Source organism: Chryseobacterium sp. PTM-20240506 (assembly GCF_048296755.1).
GTDB lineage: Bacteria > Bacteroidota > Bacteroidia > Flavobacteriales > Weeksellaceae > Chryseobacterium > Chryseobacterium proteolyticum.
In genome coordinates, this window is sequence record NZ_CP182581.1 from 2,256,202 (window position 1) to 2,278,210 (window position 22,009).

Here is a 22,009-nt window from a genome sequence, read left to right on the forward strand (position 1 = left end):
ATTGTTTCTTTTCAAGCAGACTTAATAGTTCCTCACTGTAATATGGTAACAGCTCTGTTGTTTTTCTTTGATGTAATAAATCCTCCCGGCATTCGCATAAAATTTCAACACCTTTTCAAGGGCAATTTCCATTTTAGGATTATACTTCAGGACATCATTAAACCGTATATAGGAGATATCAAAAGAGTTACCATAGTTGTGGGAGCTGATTCCGAGGGAAGCATTGGAGTTTACTCGTCTTAGCCTGCATTGATCCTCAAGCGTTCTTGTCATGGATGAAACCGTAAAAGTATGTCCTTTTGTTTCTTTACTGAACCTGGCTCCCATTTTCTCGAGTGTTGTTTTTGCCTTGGAAACCATATACGGCCTACTATAATCCAGTTTTTGAACCCGATAACCTTTTCCTGACTTTTTTATTTTATGAAATTTTCCACTGTTGATGTATTTCTGAACCGTTTTACTATTTGTTAATAACTTTACACCAAAGCTCCTTGAAGCATCGAGATGTGGCTTATAAAGCGGAGTCGGCTCTACCTTTAAAACCTCTGCAAGATCGTAACAGATCCCTATTTTTTTTGAAGATTGCCCATAATGAAAACATCCTATAAAACATCCAAAAATCAAACAAAGAATTTTTTTCATTCGCCGTTTTTTTTAATTAAAAAAATGAAAAATAAACATTTATGCAATGTAGTTCAACCATAAGAGATGTATATTTAAAATATATACTTCAATAAATTTCATATTACATTATCATATTCACACTTGTTAATCAAATTAATTTAATTCTTTTTAAAAATTAATTTGAAAATCTGAAATTTAAACTATAAATTTGGTTTCAATATAAAAATAAACATTATGATAAAAAAACTTTTTGCTGAATTTTTCGGCACATTTTGGCTTGTTTTTGGCGGTTGCGGTAGCGCAGTCTTTGCCGCCGGAGTTCCCGATATCGGTATAGGTCTTTTAGGTGTTGCTTTAGCATTTGGTCTTACAGTGCTTACCATGGCATACGCTGTAGGTCATATATCAGGTGGACATTTTAATCCTGCAGTTACTTTCGGCCTTTTAGCCGGAGGAAGATTTTCTTTCAAGGATCTGATTTCATATGTTGTCGCACAATGTCTCGGAGCAATTGCAGCAGCAGGATGTCTTTGCATTATACTGAATGGAGCCGGAGCTTTCAGCGCCGAAGGGCCCGGAGCCTTTGCAACGAATTTCTATGATATGCCAGGTTATAACAACAGAAGCTATTCAATGGGGGCAGCTTTCTTAGCAGAATTTCTGTTAACAGCTTTCTTCCTTATCGTTATTATGGGCGCAACGGATAAATGGGCTAACGGGAAGTTTGCAGGAATCGCTATTGGTCTTGCTTTAACCCTGATCCATCTGATTTCCATCCCAATTACAAATACTTCTGTAAATCCTGCAAGATCTTTGTCTCAGGCATTATTTGTAGGAGGAGCTGCCATGTCCCAATTATGGTTATTCTGGGTAGCACCTATCCTTGGTGGAGTTGCCGGTGGGATAATTTATAAGTTTTTACTTCAGCGGTCAGACAATGAGGTCGCTGCTTAATCATAAAAAAATCCTGTCGATCTGACAGGATTTTTATTTTCTTTTTTTAATATCGAACGGGTTTTTAAAAATCAGTTCTTCATGTTTTCCTTTAACTTCCATTTTTTTCTGAAGTAAATTCAAAGCCATTTTCCGGATAAAAAGGTCTTTATCATTAAGCTTCCAGTAAGAATCCATATGTACCTGTACCGGTTTTTTAATGTGATAAAATTCCGTTTCCCATGTATCCTCATTATGATAAAACTCAATAAGCCCACAATGTTCCGGAATCTGTTCATGATCGACCATTCCCATAGGAAGGAGAAAGCTAAATGCGTTACAAACATAATCACCACATGAGATTTTGTCGTGTTTTAAAAATTTTTCTCCTGTAGATGCATTCTGATAAGATTTTTTGAAATCATTCTTAAAATCACTTTTAGAGAGTTTAATCTCTATTTCATGACTTAACCCCATAGCATCAATAATCAGAATATCAGCTTCCCAATCTGAATGAAAATGATTGGTTAAAACAAGTTCTTTCTCAAAGTCACAATGAGAATGAATGAATGCATGAACAAGTTCTTCAATTTTTAGCATATTTCTTTTGGGCATAAGGTTGGGAACGAGAGATTTCAGAGGGTAAGCTCTGGAAACTTTGAGATGAAATCTAAGGCTTGCACATTACGCATACCTCAGCTCACCAATAAACTGCATCCCCTGATATCTGAATGATCTATCCTTCCGAGGATCTGAAATTTATTTTTCGGAAGCATCTTACCCAGATCCTGAGTCGCAATAAAGGAGCAGGAATGAAAATTCGCCAAATCGATAATATTCACAGCACCTGTTCTTCCTTCTTTTTCATAGGTTAAAGGATCTTCAGCATTTCTCACCAGCACCCGCATCCATTTCGGACATTCATACTCGTTATTTCCTAAAGAGTACGCCTGTGATAAAAGTTCTGTCATAGAATACTCGGAATATATGGCATTGGTGTTAAAACCTTTTTGTAAAATCACCAACAGTTCATCCTTTGTCATTTCTTCTTTACGCCCCTTCATTCCTCCTGTCTCAATTATTATAAGATTTTTAGAAAAACCAATCGGCTCATCACCTTTTTGGGAGGCACAAAAATCCAGAAAATCTAAAAGCGCAAAAGAAACCCCGAAAAGAATTACTTTTTTACCCTTCAGAATTTTTAAAAGTTCAAATAAATCAGCATGATTGTATAAAAAATATCCGTTTTCAGACTGGGCAGAAACATTCATTAAGTAATCCACCATATAAATCAGAGAAGAATTTTTCTTTTCCAGGTAGCTCGGAAGAAGGCCAAGAAATATAAAATCCTCAGGTTTTCCGATAAACTGTTCAAAACTCTTATAAATACTTTCCCTATACAGATTTTCATTAGCAATGAAATGTTTTGACAAATTCATCTGCGTGGTTCCGGAGCTTTGAAAATACAGATCAGCGACTACTCTTTTATCGAGGATCTGATGATTTTTAAACATCTCAATGGGTAAAAATGGAATTTTTGTCACTGTGTCAACAGTGTCAGGATCAATTTTCAGGTAATCTACAAATTTCCTGTATACATCAACATTTTCATATTGATAGCGAAATGTTTTTAAAGAAGCATTTAAAAAATCCTGTTCAGTTCGTATGTTGAATATATTTTCCAATTTTCTAAATTTTTAACATTCTTTTGATCTCATTTTTAACCGGTTATCCTTACAACATTCTTTTTTAATATTTTTTTAATATAAATTGAAATTTTTGGTCAAATTCTTGCAATACTATTTTCGGAATATGGATTAAAAACAGAGTGAATTTATTCATTCGAAGATTACCTCTTTTAGAGGTAATTTTTTTTTGCCTTATCGTCAAAAGTTTTTAATTCAAAATCTTTTTCAAAGACCCCGTAGGTAAAGTAAGAAATCCAATCTCCGAGATTGATGTATTTAGCTTTATGTTCGAGCTCTAAAACCATAGGAAGATGACGATGTCCATAAATGAAATAATCAATTTTCTCTGTTTTCAATTTTTCTTTTGAATAGATGATCAGAAACTCTTTATCCTCTCCTAAAAATGCTTTATCCTCTTCACCGGAAATCATTTTATTTTTCTGGGAAAGATATAACGCAATCTTCATGGCAATATCCGGATGAAGCCATTTAAAAGCCCATTGTGCAATAGGATTGGTGAATAGCTTTTTCATTCTTTTATATCCTTTATCCCCCGGACCCAAACCATCTCCATGAGCAAGAAGGAACTGCTTGCCACCCATTTCAAAATATTGCCTCTTATAGAATACAGTACATCCGATTTCCTCTTCCAGATAATCTTTCATCCATAAATCATGATTTCCCACAAAGAAATAAACATGAATCCCACGATCCTTCAGTTCAGCAATTTTTCCTAATACACGAACGTATCCTTTGGGAATAACATATTTCCATTCATGCCAGAAGTCAAAAAGGTCACCCATTAAAAATAAAACCTGAGCATCTTCCTTTATCTCATCCATCCAGCGTATAAACTTCTCCTCACGAACCTTGCTTTGTTTAGGATCAGGAGCGCCAAAATGCTGGTCGGATGCAAAATATACTTTTTTTCCAGGTTGTAAATTGATGGTTGTCTTTAGCACCGGTTGAGTTTTTTATTGAATACAATTATACATTATCTTCTGCAAACCATTCTCCGTAAGAGTTTTCAGTTTCATGAAGTTTAAGATAAGCTAAAGAAACCTCAGCAGGAAGCTTAGATTTTATTTTAGCAGCGATAGCATACAGCATATTTTCGCATGTAGGCTGGAAATTACAATAGATTACTTTATGCCCTCTTTCTTCAAGATCTTCACCCAGTTCCTTATGCGGCGATAATCCGTTGATCAATACTGCATGATCCCAAACATCTACAATTTCAGATTTTACGATACTTTTAATATCACCAAAATCCACTACCATCCCATTTTTAGGGTTTTCCAAATCATTAATAGGCTTTCCTTTCACTGTTACAAACAGCTTATAGGAATGTCCATGCATATTTTTACACTTTCCATCGTAATTATATAGCACATGTGCTGTTTCGAATGTAAAAATTTTTGTAATACGTATCATGATGCAAAGATAAGGAATTTGGGCTGAGTATGGGCCACATGCCAAGGAGTACAATCAAATGAACGGTGATATTTAAATCTTCTCCAGCCAATCACTTTTCAGCCTTTGAATCCTTTGTGTTTTAGAATCAATAAGAACCCAAAGTGTTAATGAATCTACCACAAGCTCTCCATTACAATAAAATTCAACCTTTCTGGGTTGCCTGATTCCTTCAGGATTTTTAGGATATGTTTTTACAGTAATAACATCATTCAGATAGACTTGCTTTTTGTATTGGATATGATGATCAAGCAGCATCCATATATCTTCGGGGTATTCAGTTAAATGCTTTACAGAATCCCAATGTTCGGTTGCAATTTCCTCTACCCAACTCACATATTGTACATTATTGACATGCTTATTCTGATCTATATTTTCTTCTGTTACCTTGATCTGCTTTTCATACACTAGACTCATCTCTCTTCAAAATTTATCCAAAAATAAGGCATAAAAAATAAAATCTGCTAAAACAGGAAATACCTTTCCTGTTTTATTATTTTAATTTGATCAAAAAAAGCAGAATCGAATAAATCCGATTCTGCTTTTATATTATAACTTAAAAGTTTTTACTTAGTTTTTGCAGCGGGTTTAGTGGCTGTTGCAGTAGCTCCCAGTTTGGTTTTTACAGCCGGTGTAATATCCTCGCTTCCGTCTGTATATACCAGATTGTTGGCTCCCTGCGCGGATGAAGTATCGAATACATAGCTCAGATTTCTTTCTTTTGCTACAGCAGAAATCGCATTTTGGATTTTTTGCTGTACAGGAGTAAATAACTCGGTCTGTTTAGCAGAAACCTCCTTCGCCGCCTGACCTCTGGCATCTTCTATCTTTTTACCTAATGTCTGTAATTCTGTTTGTGCAGCCATCAGCTCTTTGGTAACAGCCTCTTTATTGGCTTCACTCAATGTCTTCTCTTTATCTTGAGCTGCCTTAAGTCTGGTTTGATATTCTGTGATCAACTTCTCAATTTCAGCCTGCTTGGTTTTAGTCAGGTTATCAATAGTAGAGGTTACCGTTTTCACTTCAGACATACTTGCAAAAATATCATCAGAGTTTACATGGCCAATCTTCTGTTGGGCGTGAGCAGCGTTAGCCGTTAGCGTAAGTCCTGCTGCAATAAAAAGTACCTTAATTAACTTCATTTTTTTATTAAATTGTTTAAAAAACACTATTTTTTTAGTTTTCAAATATAATACAAATTTTCATTAGTTTTTTAAACCTTTATTCCCGTCCAAAAGCCTGCAAACCTGAGAATATTTAATTTCTTCATCGCAAAAATCCTTCCCAACATGGAGAAGGATTTCAAACAATATGTATAATGTGGAAAAAACTTACTTCTTAATGAAACTGTGCTATTTCAGTAGAGTCTTTCATGGCGACAGTTGCTGAAGAACCACCTGTTACCACATTCTGAATCTCATCAAAATATCCGGTTCCTACAAAAGACTGGTGTTTCACGGCCCTGAACCCTTTTTGCTGTAAAGCAAACTCACGTTCCTGTAACTCGGAATATCCAGCCATTCCTTTTTCTTTATACGCTAATGCCAGCTCAAACATTGCTGTATTGAGTGCATGGAAACCAGCCAACGTGATAAACTGGAATTTATATCCCATTTTGGCAAGCTCCTCACGGAAAGTAGTCATTTCCTCAACACTTAATTTGGCAGCCCAATTGAATGAAGGTGAACAGTTATACGCTAACATTTTTCCAGGAAATCTGGCATGGATTCCCTCAGCAAATCTTCTTGCCTGTTCCAGATCAGGATTAGACGTTTCCATCCAGATCAGATCAGCATAAGGCGCATATGATAAACCACGGTCGATTCCTTGTTCTACTCCGTTTTTCACTACATAAAATCCTTCTGAAGTCCTCTCTCCGGTCACAAATTTCTTATCTCTGTCATCAATATCTGAAGTCAGAAGGTCTGCGGCATCAGCATCTGTTCTTGCAATAATGACACTCGGAACCCCTGCTACATCGGCAGCTAAACGGGCAGCTACTAATTTATTGATGGCTTCCTGAGTAGGTACCAATACCTTACCTCCCAAATGTCCGCATTTCTTTGCAGAAGACAGCTGGTCTTCAAAATGAACCGCTGCTGCTCCGGCCTCGATCATCTGTTTCATCAGTTCAAACGCATTCAGATTACCTCCAAATCCAGCCTCTGCATCAGCAATAATAGGAACAAGGTATTCTTTATCGCCACCTCCGTTTACAGACTGGATCTGATCCGCCCTTAACAGAGCATTATTGATTTTCTTAACTACAGAAGGAACGGAGTTCGCTGGATACAAAGATTGATCAGGATACATTTCTCCTGATAAATTCGCATCAGCAGCCACCTGCCAGCCCGAAAGGTAAATAGCCTCCAACCCGGCATCTACTTCCTGTACTGCCTGATTTCCTGTTAATGCGCCCAATCCGGCTACAAAATCCTGAGTCGTAAGCTTCTCCCAGAATTTTTTAGACATTTCAGTGGCGATCGTGTAATCGATCGTATAAGATCCTCTGAGCTTTAAAACCTCTTCAGCTGTATAAGGTCTTTGTACTCCCTTCCAACGTGGATTGTTCAGCCAATCCTGCTCTAAAGCCTGAATTTTTTCTTGTTTCGTTTTCATAATATTTTGATTTGTATTTAGTTATAAATTATTTTTATAAAATTCGGAATACGAGTTCTACAGGTTTATCATTGGAATTCCATCAGCTTGACCAAAAAGAACATATCGCTCATAGATTCAATGATTTCAAAAACCAACTCGAAAAACTATATCGGATTCTTACCCACAACTTTTCTTTTCCCCAACGCTCTTATACGTTAAATAAAAGGATACGCTTTCAAAGTGAGGAATTCTTCAAATTTTTCTGAGAAGATCAATTCGTTAAAAAGCTCTTTAGCCAGATTAAATTTCCCGTTTTTAAAGCGCTCTTCACCTACATATTTTTCAATGGTATCCATCTCTTCTCTTTCCCACTGAAGAACCATTTCTCTGGTAAGAATCCGGTCATCAATTAAAACAGCCTCATTCTTCAGCCATTGCCAGATCTGTGTCCGTGAAATTTCTGCGGTAGCTGCATCCTCCATAAGATTATAAATAGCCGCTGCACCTATACCCATCAACCAACTTTCGAGATAAAGAATTCCTACATTAATATTTTTACGAACACCTCTTTCACTAATCTCTCCCTTAGGAATTTCCAGCAGATCACTTTCCTTGATTTGATAATCCACTTTCTTGTCAATTTGGTTTTTTGAAGGCATATATTCGTCAAAAATATCTTTAGCCAAAGAAACCAAAGCAGGATGGGCTACCCAGGTGCCATCATGCCCATTTTTTACTTCACGCTCCTTATCTGCTTTTACTTTTTCAAAGGCAATATGATTCGCCTGATCATCATTTTTTATAGGAATCTGAGCAGCCATTCCTCCGATGGCATGCACATTTCGTTTGTGGCAAATTTCAATCACCCTTTTGGAATAGGCAGTCATAAACGGAGAGGTCATGGTTACCTGATCACGATCCGGTATTATAAATTCAGGAAGGTTTCTGAATTTTTTAATAAATGAGAAAATATAATCCCATCGTCCGCAGTTCAATCCTGCGCTGTGTTCTTTTAGCTCATATAAAATTTCATCGATCTGAAACGATGCGGTGATCGTCTCTATTAAAACCGTAGCCTTAATCGTACCTCGTGGAATCTGAAGATAATTCTGGGCAAAATCAAAAACTTCATTCCACCATCTGGCTTCTTTATAGTGTTCCAGTTTGGGAAGATAAAAGTAAGGACCACTCCCCTTTTCAAGAAGTTTTTGTGCATTCCTAAAAAAATAAATCCCAAAATCAACCAATGAACCGGAAGCCTCTTCACCGTTGATCTCAATATGCTTTTCATGAAGATGTAATCCTCTTGGACGAACTAGTAATACGGCGGTCTTTTCCTGCAATTGATATGCTTTCCCTTCTCGGGTTGTAAAATCTATACTTCTGTTAATAGCATCTGAAAGATTAATCTGCCCTTCCATGCAGTTTTTCCATTTAGGAGCATTGCTGTCCTCGAAATCTGCCATAAATGTGGATGCTCCAGAATTAAGCGCATTAATGATCATTTTACGATCTACCGGACCCGTAATTTCAACTCTCCGGTCAAGTAAATCTTCAGGCAATGGCGAACATACCCAATCTCCATTTCTTATTTCTTCTGTCTGAGGTAAAAACCTGGGAAGATTTCTGCGATCAAAATCAAGCTGAGTTTCTTTTCTTTCTTCTAAAAGATCAAGCCTTTTAGCATTAAAGTTCTGGTGAAGTTCAATCAGAAACTCTATCAATTCGGGATTGAAAATCTCTTCAAACTGGCTTTGAGCCTTTATTCTTAATTGGGTGGTTGTTTCCATAACTCATTGATTTTGTGATTTGATATTACAAACATAAATAAAAATTTTCACAATTAGCGAACGTTCGCTAATTATTTTTAAAAATTATTATGCGAATAATCGCAATCAAATATCTATATTTGAGTAATGAATGCAGAAAGTGATTTTATTAAAACGGTTTTCGGTCTTAAACTGAAGCAGCTGAGACAAAAGAAAAATTGGTCTCTGCAGGACCTTGCCGTAAAAACAGGGTTATCAAAATCTTACCTCAACGAAATTGAGAACGGAAAAAAATACCCCAAGCACGATAAGATTATCCAGCTTTCCGAATCTCTGAACTGCACATTCGATGATCTGGTTTCTACGAAACTAGACAAAAGCCTGGCTCCGTTTAATGAAATTTTACAATCGGATTTTTTTAAAGAAGTTCCTCTGGACCTTTTCGGAATAAATAAAAATAACCTCATCAGCATCATCAGTGATGCCCCCAAAAAGGTCACCGCCTTTATCAATGCACTGATTGAAATATCTCAAAACTACAATCTGGGAAAAGAGCGTTTTTATTTTGCCGTATTGCGATCCTTCCAGGAACTTTATGATAATTATTTTCCTGATATCGAAGAAAAAGTATTATCCTTTGCTCAGGAGCATTGTTTAGAGTTCAGTAAAAATCTGGATCCGGATATTTTACAAAATATCCTCAATGAAAAATTCAATTACACGATTCAATCCAAAGATTTCGAACCTTTTGGAACATCCGTGCATCTCCGTTCATTATTTATTCCTGAAAAAAAACTTTTACTGCTCAACAGCAAATTAGAAAAAGACCAGAAGACATTTATTCTCGCTAAAGAAATTGGTTTCAATGTTCTTGAATTAAAAAACCGTCCCAACACCTACTCATGGCTGGATTTCGGAAGCTTCGAGGAAATCCTGAACAATTTCTATGCGTCCTATTTCGCCGGCGCACTATTGATTTCAAAAGAGCAGATTATAGAAAATACTTCTGACTTCTTTTTACAAAATAGCTGGAAATCCAAAGGCTTCACCCATCTCATTGAAAGCTTTACGAATTCTCCGGAAACATTTTATTACAGGCTAACTAATGTCCTTTCTTCAGAATTAGGAATAAAAGATTTGTTTTATTTATGCCTGGTTAAAAAGAAAGATTCCGAAAGAATTCAGATTTTAAAAGAACTGCATCTGAATCACCAGCAGGCTCCTCATGCTAATGCTACGAATGAACATTATTGCAGAAGATGGATTGCTGTAAAAAATCTTCAGGATTTAACGGAAAATGAAACATTAACGGACGCTCAGATCTCCCATTATAAAGATCAGGGAATAAGTTATCTCGTTATTTCCACTTCCCAGAAAAACCCTTTTTCAGACGGCAGTAACCGAAGCTACTGTCTGGGAATATTATTAAATCCTCAAACAATAAAGAAAATAAACTTTATCAAATCTCCAAGTTTACCGACGATCAACGTGGGGGTAACCTGTGAATCCTGCAGTATTGCAGATTGTGAAGTAAGACAAGCTCCACCGGTTCGTCTTGAGAAGGAATATTTTAATCAGAGTATGAAAAATTCCATTGAAAAAATACGAAAGGAAGTAGAATCTCAGGGTTAAAAAGCATTACATTCTTTCATTACTTCTTACCTCTTTCATGTTTCAGCTAATAAACTTATATTAGTAAAAAACACAAAAATGATTCTTGACCTTCTTTTCCCCAATCGTTGCATCCACTGCAACCGGATCATCGATGCTGACCTTCTGGTATGCTCCTCCTGTTTTGAACATATTCACTTTACCCATTTCAATTATTTTGAAGATAACCTGTTTAAAGAAAAGTGCAAATTATTGTTTCCGGTTGAAAATGCATATGCGCTCATGTATTTTGAGGAGGAAAACTTAAGCCGTAAGATCATCCACGAATTAAAATATAAAAACAGGAAAAAAACCGGGAAAGTAATCGCAAACTGGACAATCGGTATACTGGATTTTAAAAATAACAAACCTGATTTACTGGTAAGCGTTCCACTTCATCCTAAAAAAGAAAGAGAAAGAGGATTTAATCAATTGCATCTGTTTACAGAAATACTATCCAACCAATATCATATTCCATTTGACCATCACCTGATCAAAAGAAACTACTACTCACAAGCTCAGGCCCTAAAAGATAAAAAACATCGCCTAAAAAATGACAACACTTTTTCAATATCCCGAAAGGTATCTGATAAACATATTTTATTAATTGATGACGTTTTTACCACCGGCAATACGATCGCAACTATAGCATGGGAAATCTTAAATAGCGGCAATAATAAAGTGAGCATTCTGGTAATGGCAATAGATTAACCTCTAACTTCTAACCTCTAAACCTTACTTCCAGCTTTCAATTCTTTTTCATAATTTTCCGGATAAACTAATAGATATGAAAAACCTGCTTTTACTGCACGGTGCTCTAGGGCACAGTGATATTTTCAAACCTTATCTAAAGGACTTATCAAAACAATTCAATATACACACCCCTCTTTTTTCAGGGCATGGAAACACTGAAATTCCGCAAGATGGTATCAGCATAGAAAAATACACTCAGGAACTGGCTGAATACTGTAAGCAACAAAAACTCAATGATGTTTATATTTTCGGACACAGCATGGGTGGCTATGTTGGTCTCTGCTACGCTCTGCAGGTACCGGAAAATGTAAATTCCGTATTGACATTAGGCACAAAATTCGACTGGACAGAGGAGCAGGCTTTAAAGGAAAGTACAATGCTTGACCCTGAGGCCATTCTTTTAAAAATTCCGAAATATGCTGAACAACTGGAATTACAACACGGCTCCCAATGGAAAGAGCTGCTTCCCGCAATTGCCGGCATGATGGTTTCTTTAGGTAAAAAACCACCGCTAAATTCAGATAGTTTATCAAAGATTACAACTCCAGTCCAGATCATGGCCGGAGACCATGATAATATGGTAACATTGGAAGAGACCGTTCAAACCTATCGTCGTATTCCTAACGCAAGATTAATGATACTTCCGGACACCAGACATCCAATGGAAAAAGTACGTCCGGTATTATTGATGGATATTATAATGAAGGATTTCTGGAATCTGTATTAATTACCGCTGTAATTTTTCACCATAGCTAAGGTCACCGGCATCTCCCAATCCGGGAGTAATGTAGCCTTTGGAAGTCAGTTGATCATCAATAGCACCTACCCAAATTTTTGCTTCAGGATAAACTTTTTCAATTGTTTCTACTCCTTGTTTAGATGCGATGGCCGCTACAATGTGCAATTGAGTAGGTGTTCCGTGTGTGAGTAAGTCTTTGATTGCTTCAATTAATGACGCTCCTGTAGCCAGCATAGGATCTCCCACGATTAAAGGTCTTCCTTCAATACTTGGACAAGTAAGATAATCCTGCTTGATCGAAAAATAATCGTTGGCATCATGTTTTCTATAGGCTGCTACAAAACCGCAATCAGCTTTATCCAAATAATTTAATATTCCCTGAAATAGAGGAACTCCTGCCCTAAGAATAGTAGTAATCACTGGTTGTACTGCAATTTCCCTAACCTTTATCGTATCCAGAGGAGTCTGGATTTCAACTTCTCTTTGCTCAAGTTCTTTACTGATTTCAAAAGCGGCAATCTCTCCGATACGTTCCATATTTCTACGGAATCTCAATCGGTCATGTTGAACATCTACATTACGCAGTTCGTTAATCCACTCATTAACAAGAGAAAAGTTTTCAGATAAAATAGTAACCATGAAATTTTAAATTTTAATTAGAGTTGGTGGGCTTTAATTCCTGCAAAATTACAATTAAAAAACGAAATCCGAGATTGAACGTAAACAGAAATAAAGTATATTTATGAAAGTTTCCCAACACATCTTTACATAAAAAAATCTTGAATGATGAAAAGTTTAATTTTAGGAAAAATAGCTCCTGAATTTTTAAAGGAAGAGACTCTTCCCGGGTTATTAGCTCCTATTTTTGAAAAATACAAAAATAAAACAGCATTTATATTTAATGGTAAAAAACTCTCTTATGAAGAACTCAATAACTGGAGTAATGCAATTGCTTTACAGCTTCACAATGAAGGTATAAAGCCGGGCGATAGTGTCGGGGTTTGGTATCCCCGAAGTATGGAGCTTCCAGTTGCTATTTTAGGAATATTAAAGGCCGGAGCCTCTTATGTTCCACTGGACCGGGAGATGCCTGAAGACAGGATAAGAAAAGTTTTTACAGACATTCATGTAAAAGCTTATTTCTCTGATGCAGATGCCGGAATCCATTGTCGGCCTCTAGCCATTGCCCCACAACCGGACACCACTATCCCTCCAATCAGCGATCCGATTAGTTCCGATCAATGGGCATACGTGTTATTTACTTCCGGAAGTACCGGAAATCCTAAAGGAATTCCAATTTCCCACAGGAATATCTGTCATCTTATAAGATCTGAAGAAGATTTCATAGGAATAAAAGATACCGATATTGTATATCAGGGGTTTTCCGTCTCCTTTGACATGTGGTGTGAAGAGGTATGGATCAGTCTTTTTTCCGGTGCAACGATATGGATTGCAGATGCCCTTACTGTAAAAGCTATTGATGAATTAAGTGAGGTATTAATCAGGAATAAAATCACTGTTCTTCATGCAGTGCCCAGTATCTTAGCCATTATCGAGGAGGTTCCTTCAGTGAGGATCATCAATACAGGGGGTGAAGCATGCACAAAACAAGTACAGGAAAAATGGGCAAAGCCTTACAGAACCTTCATCAACAGCTATGGTCCCACGGAAACTACAGTATCATCCAACATGGCTAAGCTGAAGGATGATGACGAGCTTACGATTGGCCATCCTCTACCCAATTATCATATTGCTGTGGTTGATGAAAATCTGAATATCGTACCACGAGGAGAAAGGGGTGAAATGATCATTTCTGGTCCCGGAGTCAGTAATGGCTATTTCAACCTCCCGGAACTAACAGATCAAAAATTCCTGAAAAATCCATTTCCTGAAATTCCCGGCGATACCATTTACAAAACTGGAGATGCTGTTATTATACGGGAAAACGGTTTTATAGATTTTCAGGGAAGAATAGATGACCAGATCAAACTCCGTGGCTACAGGATTGAATTGGGAGAAATAGAAGCCAGGTTGAATCAGCTTCCCGGCATTTCTTCAGCAGCTGTTGCCGTGAAAGAAGACGCTAACGGACAGGGGCAACTCGTTGGCTATACTGTAATGAGTGACCATCATGAATTCGATGAAAATACAATACGTAAAGAGTTAGCAAAGTTTCTGGCACCTTATATGGTTCCCGTCTCGATCATCAAAATGAGGGAAATGCCCAGGATGCCGAGTGGAAAAATTGACCGAAAAAAACTGCCGGTTCCTGAAAGCTTCATCAGCCATGAGAAAAGTGAAGACATTGAAATAAATCCTGAAGCTCCTATCGAAGAAAAACTGTTGCAGACCCTTCATTGGATGTTTCCGGGAAAAGAGATCCAATTACATCAGGACTTTTTTACGGATCTGGGAGGACATTCCTTACTTGCTGCAACATTAGTTTCTCACCTCCGGCAAAAAGCAGGGATTCCTTACGCTTCTTTAAAAGATATTTATGAAAACAGGCCGCTTTCCGCTTATTCAGATTGCCTTAAAAATAAACACACTGAAAAGGCATCCGATCAGGAACCGTTTACAAGAGTTTCGTCATTTCAATATTATGCCTGCAATCTTGCCCAGACTATTTCCTTACTGGTTGTTTTTGCATTATTTAGTGTACAAATATTTTTCCCCTATCTTAGTTATTATTATTTCCAGCTTAACGGGTACGGAACCGGATTAGCCCTGTTAAGTGCTATTCTTTTGTATACACTCATACCACCGGTTTATTCTGTTATTATTCTTTTAACAAAGTGGCTTGTTATCGGAAAAATAAAAGAAGGTGATTATCCGTTATGGGGCTGGTATTACTTCAGATGGTGGCTCTGGAAAACCGTAAAAAGACTGATGCCTTCAGAATTTATTGTTGAAACCCCATTGTATCCGAAATATCTGAAATTATTAGGTGTACACGTTCATCCGAGCGCACAGCTTAGCCTTTTACCTATTGCAGCTGAAGATCTTGTTACCATTGATCAAAACGTAACCACGAGCTCAGGATGTAGTATTGATAATGCATCTGTAGAAAATGGAGTGCTTAAAATAAGAAAAGTACATATTAAAGCACACGCTTATCTTGGTTCTTCAGCTATAGTATGTGGTAATACTGTCATTGAGGAATTCGGAGAACTTCAGGATCTCAGCTGTTTAAATGAAGGAAATACGATCGGATACGGTGAAGTCTGGGATGGTAGCCCGGCTGAAAAGCTAAGAACAAAAAGTAAGGAAGAGACGCAGATTCCACAGCTGGTTTCTACCGCAAAAAGAAACAAATATGCTATCATATATGCATGTTCTCTTTTTTTCTTCCCACTTTTAATCGTTTTACCACTTGCTCCAACATTGTACACCTTGTATTATCTGGACGACCGTTCAGCGGATTACAGTTTCTATTACCTATGGCAGGCACCTATTCTATCTACAATCTACATATTAATTTTTATCGGGGTTGTCAGTATTATCACAAGGTGCCTGCAATACCGTATGAAGCCGGGAATATATCCTGTTTACAGTTTTATCTATTATCGGAAATGGGTAAAAGATCAGATATTTAATCTTGCATTAACCGTCGTACATCCTCTTTTTGCTTCGATTTATATCAGTAAATTTTACAGGATGATGGGAGCCAAAGTTGGCAGAAATTCAGAGATCTCCACAGCAAGCGATGTTTCCCACAATCTTCTGGAAATTGGAGAGGGATCTTTTATTGCTGACGCGGTCATCCTGGGGGAACATGATGTAAGAAATGAAAAACTGATCCTGGCAAAAACCAAGATCGGCAACAATAGTTTTGTAGGAAACAGCGGATTGATCCCACAGGGATATGAATTAGGAGATAATATGCTTATCGGCGTGCTAAGCAAAGCTCCGAATGAAGAACAACTTAAAAACTCTTCTGAAAAAGACTGGTTTGGATCTCCGCCAATCGGACTTCCCTCAAGACAAAAATCGGAGCGCTTTGACAATAGCCTTACCTACAACCCTCCCTTCGGTCTTAAGTTTGCACGTGCTATTGTGGAGGGAATCCGGATTATTCTGCCTCAAACCGTTATTATTATCTGCAGTGTATTATTTATTGCCTACACCAGCAATTATCTTGAAGGAAGAATCCATCATTTGATCTTATTTTCTCCATTTTATTATCTGGGAATTGTAGCCCTACCTTCCTTTTTCTTTACGGTAATCCTTAAATGGGTTCTCGTTGGAAAGTATAAAAAAACAGAAATGCCCATGTACAGCCTAAAAGTCTGGTTGAGTGAAGGAATAACTACAGTATATGAGGCACTCCCTGTAATCTTCTTTCTTGATTTCCTGCGGGGAACGATGTGGCTTCCTTTCTTTATGAGATTTTTGGGTGTGAAGATCGGTAAAAGGGTGTGGCTCAATACAACAGATATTACAGAGTATGATATGGTAACGATAGATGACGAAGCAATGTTAAATGAAGACTGCGGGCCGCAGACGCATCTTTTTGAAGATCGTATTATGAAAATAGGAAGTGTAAAAATCGGTAAGCAGACAACCATTAATTCAAGAACCATTATTCTTTACGATACCGAAATAGGTAATAACGTAAATGTTGATGCCCTTTCACTGATTATGAAGGGCGAGGTACTTTCTGATAACACATCCTGGCACGGAAGCCCGATACGAGGAAAATAAAACATTATATTATGAACTTTACAATCCGAAAAATAAAAATATCAGACCATCTCCCCATTGTGGATGAGTTGGTAGGAGAGCTTCATGTTTCTGAAAAGGAAATGAATGAGAAAACAGCCGACTGGGGCAAGATCAGAAAACATTATTTGCGCTTTATGACCGACTGTGAGGAAGAGAATAACGGAACATTTCTTATTGCTGACGCAGAGGGAAAAGCTATTGGTTTTTTATTCGGGTATATTGATGAAAAAGATGACAGCAACTTTGAACTAGGAGATGCAGACGACCTGTATGTTTCTGAAGGATATGTAAAGCAGGAATATAGAAAACACGGAGTTTACACTGCCCTAAACAAAGCATTTGAAGAAACCTATAGAGATTTTAATATCCGGAAAATTTACAGATTTACTTTATGCAGTAACCATATTATGCAAAGCTGGCTTGATAAACAAGGCTATAAACCTGTCCGGTTAATGTATGAAAAGTGGCTGTAAAGGATAAAATATATTTGATGAAAGAAAAAAAGTTCTGGTAAGATATTCTTACCAGAACTTTTTAAATATCGATTATTACTTTGTGACACTTTTTTAATAAGCGCAGCCGAAGTAATTATTTTTGTCTGAAATATACCTCGATAGGAACTCCGGTAAATCCGAATTCTTTTCTCAATTGATTTTCAGTAAATCTCTTATACGGTTCTTTTATATATTGTGGAAGATTACAGAAGAATACAAACTGCGGTGACGGCGTAGGAAGCTGCACACAATATTTGATTTTAATGAATTTTCCTTTATTTGCCGGAGGTGGAGTTTGTTCGAAAATAGGAAGCATCACTTCATTTAATTTCGAAGTTTTAATCTTCTTCTTACGGTCTTCATATACCTGCATCGCCACTTCTACCGCCTTCAGTATTCTCTGTTTCGTTAATGCAGATACAAACAGAATTGGAATATCCTGGAACTGCCCGATCTTATCTTTAATTGCTTTTTCAAAATCACGGATCGTATTGGTTTGCTTATCTTCAATCAGATCCCATTTGTTAACCAGGATCACAATTCCTTTTCTGTTCTTCTGTGCTAAACCAAAGATATTCATATCCTGAGATTCCCATCCCTGAGTAGCATCTACCATAATGATCACTACATCAGAATATTCAATAGAACGAATTGATCTCATTACAGAATAAAACTCAAGATCTTCGGAAACTTTAGCCTTACGACGCATCCCCGCAGTATCTACCAATACAAACTCGTGCCCGAATTTATTATATAGTGTTTGTATACTGTCTCTGGTTGTTCCCGCAATATCTGTTACAATATTTCTCTCTACATCCAATAAAGCATTCGTTAAAGTGGATTTTCCTACATTCGGACGACCAGCGATCGTAATTTTAGGCAATCCTTCAAAAGGGTCCTGATAATCCGTGGTTGGGAAATCTTTAACGATATCATCTAACAGATCTCCTGTTCCTGATCCTGTAGCAGAAGAAAGAGTATAATATTTTTCGATTCCTAACTGATAAAATTCTGTAGCTGCCAATTCTTCTTTTGCAGAATCTACTTTATTTACAACAATATAAACCGGCTTATTGGATCTTCTTAATAATTCATGAATTTCATAATCCGTATCTGTAAGGCCTTCCTCTACATTAAGCATAAAAATAATAGAAGTAGCTTCATCTACTGCCAGCTGTACCTGTTTACGGATTTCTTCTTCAAAAATATCCTCTGTCCCCACATCATAGCCTCCGGTATCAATTACCGTAAATTCTACTCCGTTCCAGTCGGATTTTCCGTAATGACGGTCTCTTGTAACACCTGCAGTAGAGTCTACTATAGCTTCTCTTCTCTCCAGGAAACGGTTAAATAATGTGGATTTTCCTACGTTGGGACGCCCAACGATAGCGACAATGTTTGACATAAAAAATGTTTAATAATCCTTCGATTCTCTCAGGACAAGTTATTAATGAGTTACTCCAACCTTTGGAGCTCAATTTTTTGCAAAGATAGGGCTTTATATCTAGCAATTGAAACTCAAAGTATTAAAAGTATTTAATCCCTTCAATTTTTTATAAAATTTAGCTGATCAAAAATTTTCTATATCACTAATAAATACAAAAATACCATCCATTTAATTTTTTTAGAAAGTTGAAAAAATATTTTAAAAAAAAGCAAATACCAAATATCATAATTTAGCTTTTATATCAGAAAAATTAAAAATTTAATTTTATTATTATTTTGGCATGTTTTTTCCTTCTGTAAGAAAAATTCATTGTTATATTCATACATTATAACTTATTTAAGATAAGCAACTTTAAACTCTCCTTAAATTTTCAGCATATCCAACATAAACAGATCTAACAAACACATTGATAATTTAAAATTTACGTTATGAAAAGAAACATTACCTTAAGTATTTGTTTATTACCAGCATTCTATTTTGCACAGGTAGGGATTAATACACAAGTTCCTGATGCGACCTTACATGTAAAATCTCAAAACACAGCCTCAACCGACAAAACATTTTATGTACAAAACGGGAAAGTATCAGATTCCAATAATTTAGAAGTCTACGGTGATAACAGGACCTACATAGGAAAACCAGATAATCAGACACCTGATGCTGTAAATGATGCATTACTCAATCTGTATGGCGAAAGCTCACGATCTAATCTCAGGCTCATTAACCCTCCTTCCACCGAAAACCAGTCGGATGGAAAAGTTAGACCTGGTGTAAACTATAATAAGTTAGCCCCACTATACATTGATGCAAATGGACATATTGTAAAAGCCTATGATCCTTCTTCTCCTACTGCTTTAAGTTTTGATGGCAACTACACAGTGCCTAATAATTCTGACGGAATAAAAATTATAGACATCACAGCTAAAGGTGTTGTAACATTCAAAGTTTATTCAGGTTTGGTATTGGGTCCGGCTGGTACAGGATCAAATATTCTGGCAACGATAAATTTCGGAGTTAATTCCGGATTTTCAGTATCTAATTTCAGTTCCGCTTCCGGTTCTACATCAACTCGCTATCCGGTAACGAGTTCAACATCTGATAATGGTGATACCAGTATATCTTCTTATACAGCTGATGCAACTTTTAACTTTGGAGCCAATAATACCAGCTTGGTCTTTTTTTATCAAAACGGAGCAATATATGCCAGATTATCTGGAGGGAATATCAATTCTGTAGCGATCAATATTTTTGAATCAAAACGTTTTAGATAAAAATAACAGAAACCTCATTATTAAAATTAATCCGTGGAACAGATTATTCCACGGATTAATTTTATAAAGTACAAACGTCAACTTTGCTTTATGATTTACGAGAAAGTAATTGTAACGAATATTGCAACTCAGGATCTTTTCGTTCTTTTAACACTTTTAAAAAGAAATTATTATCAATCTTATAGTCCGGAATTACACCTGTGCAATTGGGAATATTATCATTTTCATTATTATTGAAAAAGATTTCTGTACGCGGAATAGATATGGTCATTTTAGTATTCGGTAATTTATAAGTAAGAAACCAGGCTGCCGTCGTAAAATTACTACAAGAACCCGTTTCCTTTCCAACGATTTCGCCTCGTTTTTCCTTTTTAAACAGAGAAGCAAAGTAAGTAGCCGCTGAAAATGTACGGTTGTTAATGAGGAGAATAACTTTTCCATCGAAAAACAGTCCATCTCTTGGATAGTTTTTGATATAGGTATCATCCAACCTGTTATTCCCAAAATAATAATCTCCCTTTTCAGATTTATCAAATCATTGTCTCATAAAATTATTAGAATCCCTGATGTCTTTCTCAGAGTAATATCGGTCAGTTTGGGGATCTATCAGGTAATCACTATAATTGATATCAATGACTTTACTCCCGTATTTATAAGAGTTTGTAAAGATCTTTTCTTTTGACATAAATGAGTACAAAAGTGGAATATTGGTAACAGAACCACCAGAGTTGTTACGGATGTCTACAACAAGATTTTTGTATTTTTTATTTTTAATTTTATGAAAATATTTCTTCAGCTTCTCGTAAAAAAAACTTTCATCATAAGAGAATGATCTTACAGATAAATAAAATGTATCAGGACTAATTTCATACCCAAAGATTCCATAGATTTCGGAACTCACATCAATTGGTAAAACAGCATGCCGGGATTCGTAATTAAATCGTGTAAATGTAATGCCTTCCAGACTAGCTTTTTTCTGTTCTCCGTTAAGTGTCTGATATTTGATCGTAAAAGTATGATCTTTATTTTCATTAATAAATGAAACATACATGGATATATCCAAGTCTTCTACTTTAATATTTCCATCTGCTTGTTCAGGAATTTGTTTTAAAATATCCGCAACACTTCTGTTGTTAATTTCCAAAAGCTTACTCCCAACCTCAATGTTGTATTTATTATCTGCATTTACATAAACATTTCCGTTGTTAACATAAGTAATTAGTGGAAAAAAATAAGTAGAATTAAGGTAGTCTTCATGATAATTAGAATCGGGAATAAAAGAAATATGTCCGTCACCTAATACCCTTCCAGGATTATTAATATTAAAATTAATATAGCTGGGATCTTTTTCAATTACTTTCCGAAGGGAATCCAGCTTCTTTGCAATAGCTTCTTTGCTATGAAATCTATAAGGATTAGGGTGCTGATTTAAAAGAATAGCAGTAGCAATATCAAAATCTTTAAGATAAGCATCTTTGTTTATTTCAGAAATTGAATATTGACTAAAAAGAGAGGTAAAAAAAGATAGTAATGAGAAAACAAATATCTTTTTGATCATAATATTATAAATTGAATTAAAAAATGAATCATGATTTTCATGACTTTACAAATTGGATTTAACAAAAAGCTTACACCTTTTATATTGATTCTTCTATGGATTTCTCGGATGTCCACGAGCATTACTATAATCATCCAACGGTTGATCTCGCAGATGATCAACATTTCTTTTAATAGTGTTTTTCACTACTAGCGTTAATGTTCCACAGATCACTAAAGGTGTAAACACTAAAAATGGAATAAGTTTAAACATTATTTTGTTTTAAATTAGAATAAATAAAAATT

At 36.2% G+C, this 22,009-nt stretch carries 20 protein-coding genes; 7 read left to right on the forward strand and 13 right to left on the reverse strand.

Annotated features, from left to right (window positions below; genetic code table 11):
* Nucleotides 1–21: 21 nt before the first annotated feature.
* A complete protein-coding gene (locus ACNFU2_RS10005) occupies nt 22–642 on the reverse strand; it encodes a DUF5715 family protein (RefSeq protein WP_273649233.1) in 621 nt (206 codons plus the stop codon).
* Between the two features lie 219 nt (nt 643–861).
* On the opposite strand from ACNFU2_RS10005, the gene aqpZ reads away from it, so the two are divergent.
* Nucleotides 862–1,578, forward strand: coding sequence for an aquaporin Z (gene aqpZ, locus ACNFU2_RS10010; RefSeq protein ID WP_273651061.1), 717 nt, complete (start codon nt 862–864; stop codon nt 1,576–1,578).
* Between the two features lie 33 nt (nt 1,579–1,611).
* Here the strand turns inward: aqpZ and ACNFU2_RS10015 are convergent, their stop codons facing one another.
* The 8 genes from ACNFU2_RS10015 to aceB all read right to left on the reverse strand — a co-directional run bounded on the left by ACNFU2_RS10015 (nt 1,612) and on the right by aceB (nt 9,109).
* The gene (locus ACNFU2_RS10015; RefSeq protein ID WP_273649235.1) at nt 1,612–2,157 is read right to left on the reverse strand and encodes a hypothetical protein; all 546 of its coding nucleotides are present in this window, start codon (nt 2,155–2,157) and stop codon (nt 1,612–1,614) included.
* A gap of 95 nt (nt 2,158–2,252) precedes the next feature.
* Entirely contained in the window at nt 2,253–3,242 is a 990-nt protein-coding gene (locus ACNFU2_RS10020) for an acyl transferase (protein WP_273649237.1), read from the reverse strand.
* Between the two features lie 173 nt (nt 3,243–3,415).
* Nucleotides 3,416–4,207: a UDP-2,3-diacylglucosamine diphosphatase gene (locus ACNFU2_RS10025; protein WP_273649239.1), complete on the reverse strand. Its 792-nt coding sequence runs from the start codon at nt 4,205–4,207 to the stop codon at nt 3,416–3,418.
* 25 nt (nt 4,208–4,232) lie between these two features.
* A complete protein-coding gene (locus ACNFU2_RS10030) occupies nt 4,233–4,679 on the reverse strand; it encodes a 6-pyruvoyl trahydropterin synthase family protein (protein WP_172280225.1) in 447 nt (148 codons plus the stop codon).
* A gap of 72 nt (nt 4,680–4,751) precedes the next feature.
* Nucleotides 4,752–5,135, reverse strand: coding sequence for an acyl-CoA thioesterase (locus ACNFU2_RS10035; protein ID WP_273649242.1), 384 nt, complete (start codon nt 5,133–5,135; stop codon nt 4,752–4,754).
* A gap of 149 nt (nt 5,136–5,284) precedes the next feature.
* On the reverse strand, nt 5,285–5,860 hold the full coding sequence (locus ACNFU2_RS10040; RefSeq protein ID WP_172280229.1) for an OmpH family outer membrane protein: 576 nt from the start codon (nt 5,858–5,860) through the stop codon (nt 5,285–5,287).
* A 196-nt stretch (nt 5,861–6,056) separates the two neighbouring features.
* Nucleotides 6,057–7,337, reverse strand: a complete 1,281-nt coding sequence (aceA, locus tag ACNFU2_RS10045) for an isocitrate lyase (protein WP_273649244.1) — start codon at nt 7,335–7,337, stop codon at nt 6,057–6,059.
* A gap of 197 nt (nt 7,338–7,534) precedes the next feature.
* Entirely contained in the window at nt 7,535–9,109 is a 1,575-nt protein-coding gene (aceB, locus tag ACNFU2_RS10050) for a malate synthase A (RefSeq protein ID WP_273649246.1), read from the reverse strand.
* 126 nt (nt 9,110–9,235) lie between these two features.
* Between aceB and ACNFU2_RS10055 the strand changes: the two genes are divergently transcribed.
* The 3 genes from ACNFU2_RS10055 (at nt 9,236) to ACNFU2_RS10065 (ending at nt 12,218) form a co-directional block, all read left to right on the forward strand.
* A complete protein-coding gene (locus ACNFU2_RS10055; protein WP_273649248.1) occupies nt 9,236–10,720 on the forward strand; it encodes a helix-turn-helix domain-containing protein in 1,485 nt (494 codons plus the stop codon).
* 78 nt (nt 10,721–10,798) lie between these two features.
* On the forward strand, nt 10,799–11,449 hold the full coding sequence (locus ACNFU2_RS10060; RefSeq protein WP_273649249.1) for a ComF family protein: 651 nt from the start codon (nt 10,799–10,801) through the stop codon (nt 11,447–11,449).
* A 76-nt stretch (nt 11,450–11,525) separates the two neighbouring features.
* Nucleotides 11,526–12,218 (forward strand): alpha/beta fold hydrolase, encoded by a 693-nt coding sequence (locus ACNFU2_RS10065; RefSeq protein WP_273649250.1) that lies wholly within the window; start codon nt 11,526–11,528, stop codon nt 12,216–12,218.
* On the opposite strand, the gene upp is transcribed toward ACNFU2_RS10065, so the two are convergent.
* Nucleotides 12,219–12,869: a uracil phosphoribosyltransferase gene (gene upp, locus ACNFU2_RS10070; RefSeq protein WP_273649251.1), complete on the reverse strand. Its 651-nt coding sequence runs from the start codon at nt 12,867–12,869 to the stop codon at nt 12,219–12,221.
* A 144-nt stretch (nt 12,870–13,013) separates the two neighbouring features.
* Here upp and ACNFU2_RS10075 point away from each other — a divergent pair, with 144 nt between their 5' ends.
* Together ACNFU2_RS10075 and ACNFU2_RS10080 are read left to right on the forward strand one after the other, a co-directional pair.
* Nucleotides 13,014–16,934 (forward strand): Pls/PosA family non-ribosomal peptide synthetase, encoded by a 3,921-nt coding sequence (locus tag ACNFU2_RS10075; RefSeq protein ID WP_273649252.1) that lies wholly within the window; start codon nt 13,014–13,016, stop codon nt 16,932–16,934.
* 11 nt (nt 16,935–16,945) lie between these two features.
* Entirely contained in the window at nt 16,946–17,428 is a 483-nt protein-coding gene (locus ACNFU2_RS10080) for a GNAT family N-acetyltransferase (protein ID WP_273649254.1), read from the forward strand.
* A gap of 115 nt (nt 17,429–17,543) precedes the next feature.
* Here ACNFU2_RS10080 and der read toward each other — a convergent pair whose 3' ends face one another.
* On the reverse strand, nt 17,544–18,854 hold the full coding sequence (gene der, locus ACNFU2_RS10085) for a ribosome biogenesis GTPase Der (protein ID WP_172280246.1): 1,311 nt from the start codon (nt 18,852–18,854) through the stop codon (nt 17,544–17,546).
* Nucleotides 18,855–19,324: 470 nt separating this feature from the next.
* Here der and ACNFU2_RS10090 point away from each other — a divergent pair, with 470 nt between their 5' ends.
* The gene (locus ACNFU2_RS10090; RefSeq protein WP_306614042.1) at nt 19,325–20,167 is read left to right on the forward strand and encodes a hypothetical protein; all 843 of its coding nucleotides are present in this window, start codon (nt 19,325–19,327) and stop codon (nt 20,165–20,167) included.
* Between the two features lie 88 nt (nt 20,168–20,255).
* Here ACNFU2_RS10090 and ACNFU2_RS10095 read toward each other — a convergent pair whose 3' ends face one another.
* On the reverse strand, nt 20,256–20,657 hold the full coding sequence (locus ACNFU2_RS10095; RefSeq protein WP_418124792.1) for a S41 family peptidase: 402 nt from the start codon (nt 20,655–20,657) through the stop codon (nt 20,256–20,258).
* A 45-nt stretch (nt 20,658–20,702) separates the two neighbouring features.
* The gene (locus ACNFU2_RS10100) at nt 20,703–21,725 is read right to left on the reverse strand and encodes a S41 family peptidase (protein WP_418124793.1); all 1,023 of its coding nucleotides are present in this window, start codon (nt 21,723–21,725) and stop codon (nt 20,703–20,705) included.
* Nucleotides 21,726–22,009: the final 284 nt, after the last annotated feature.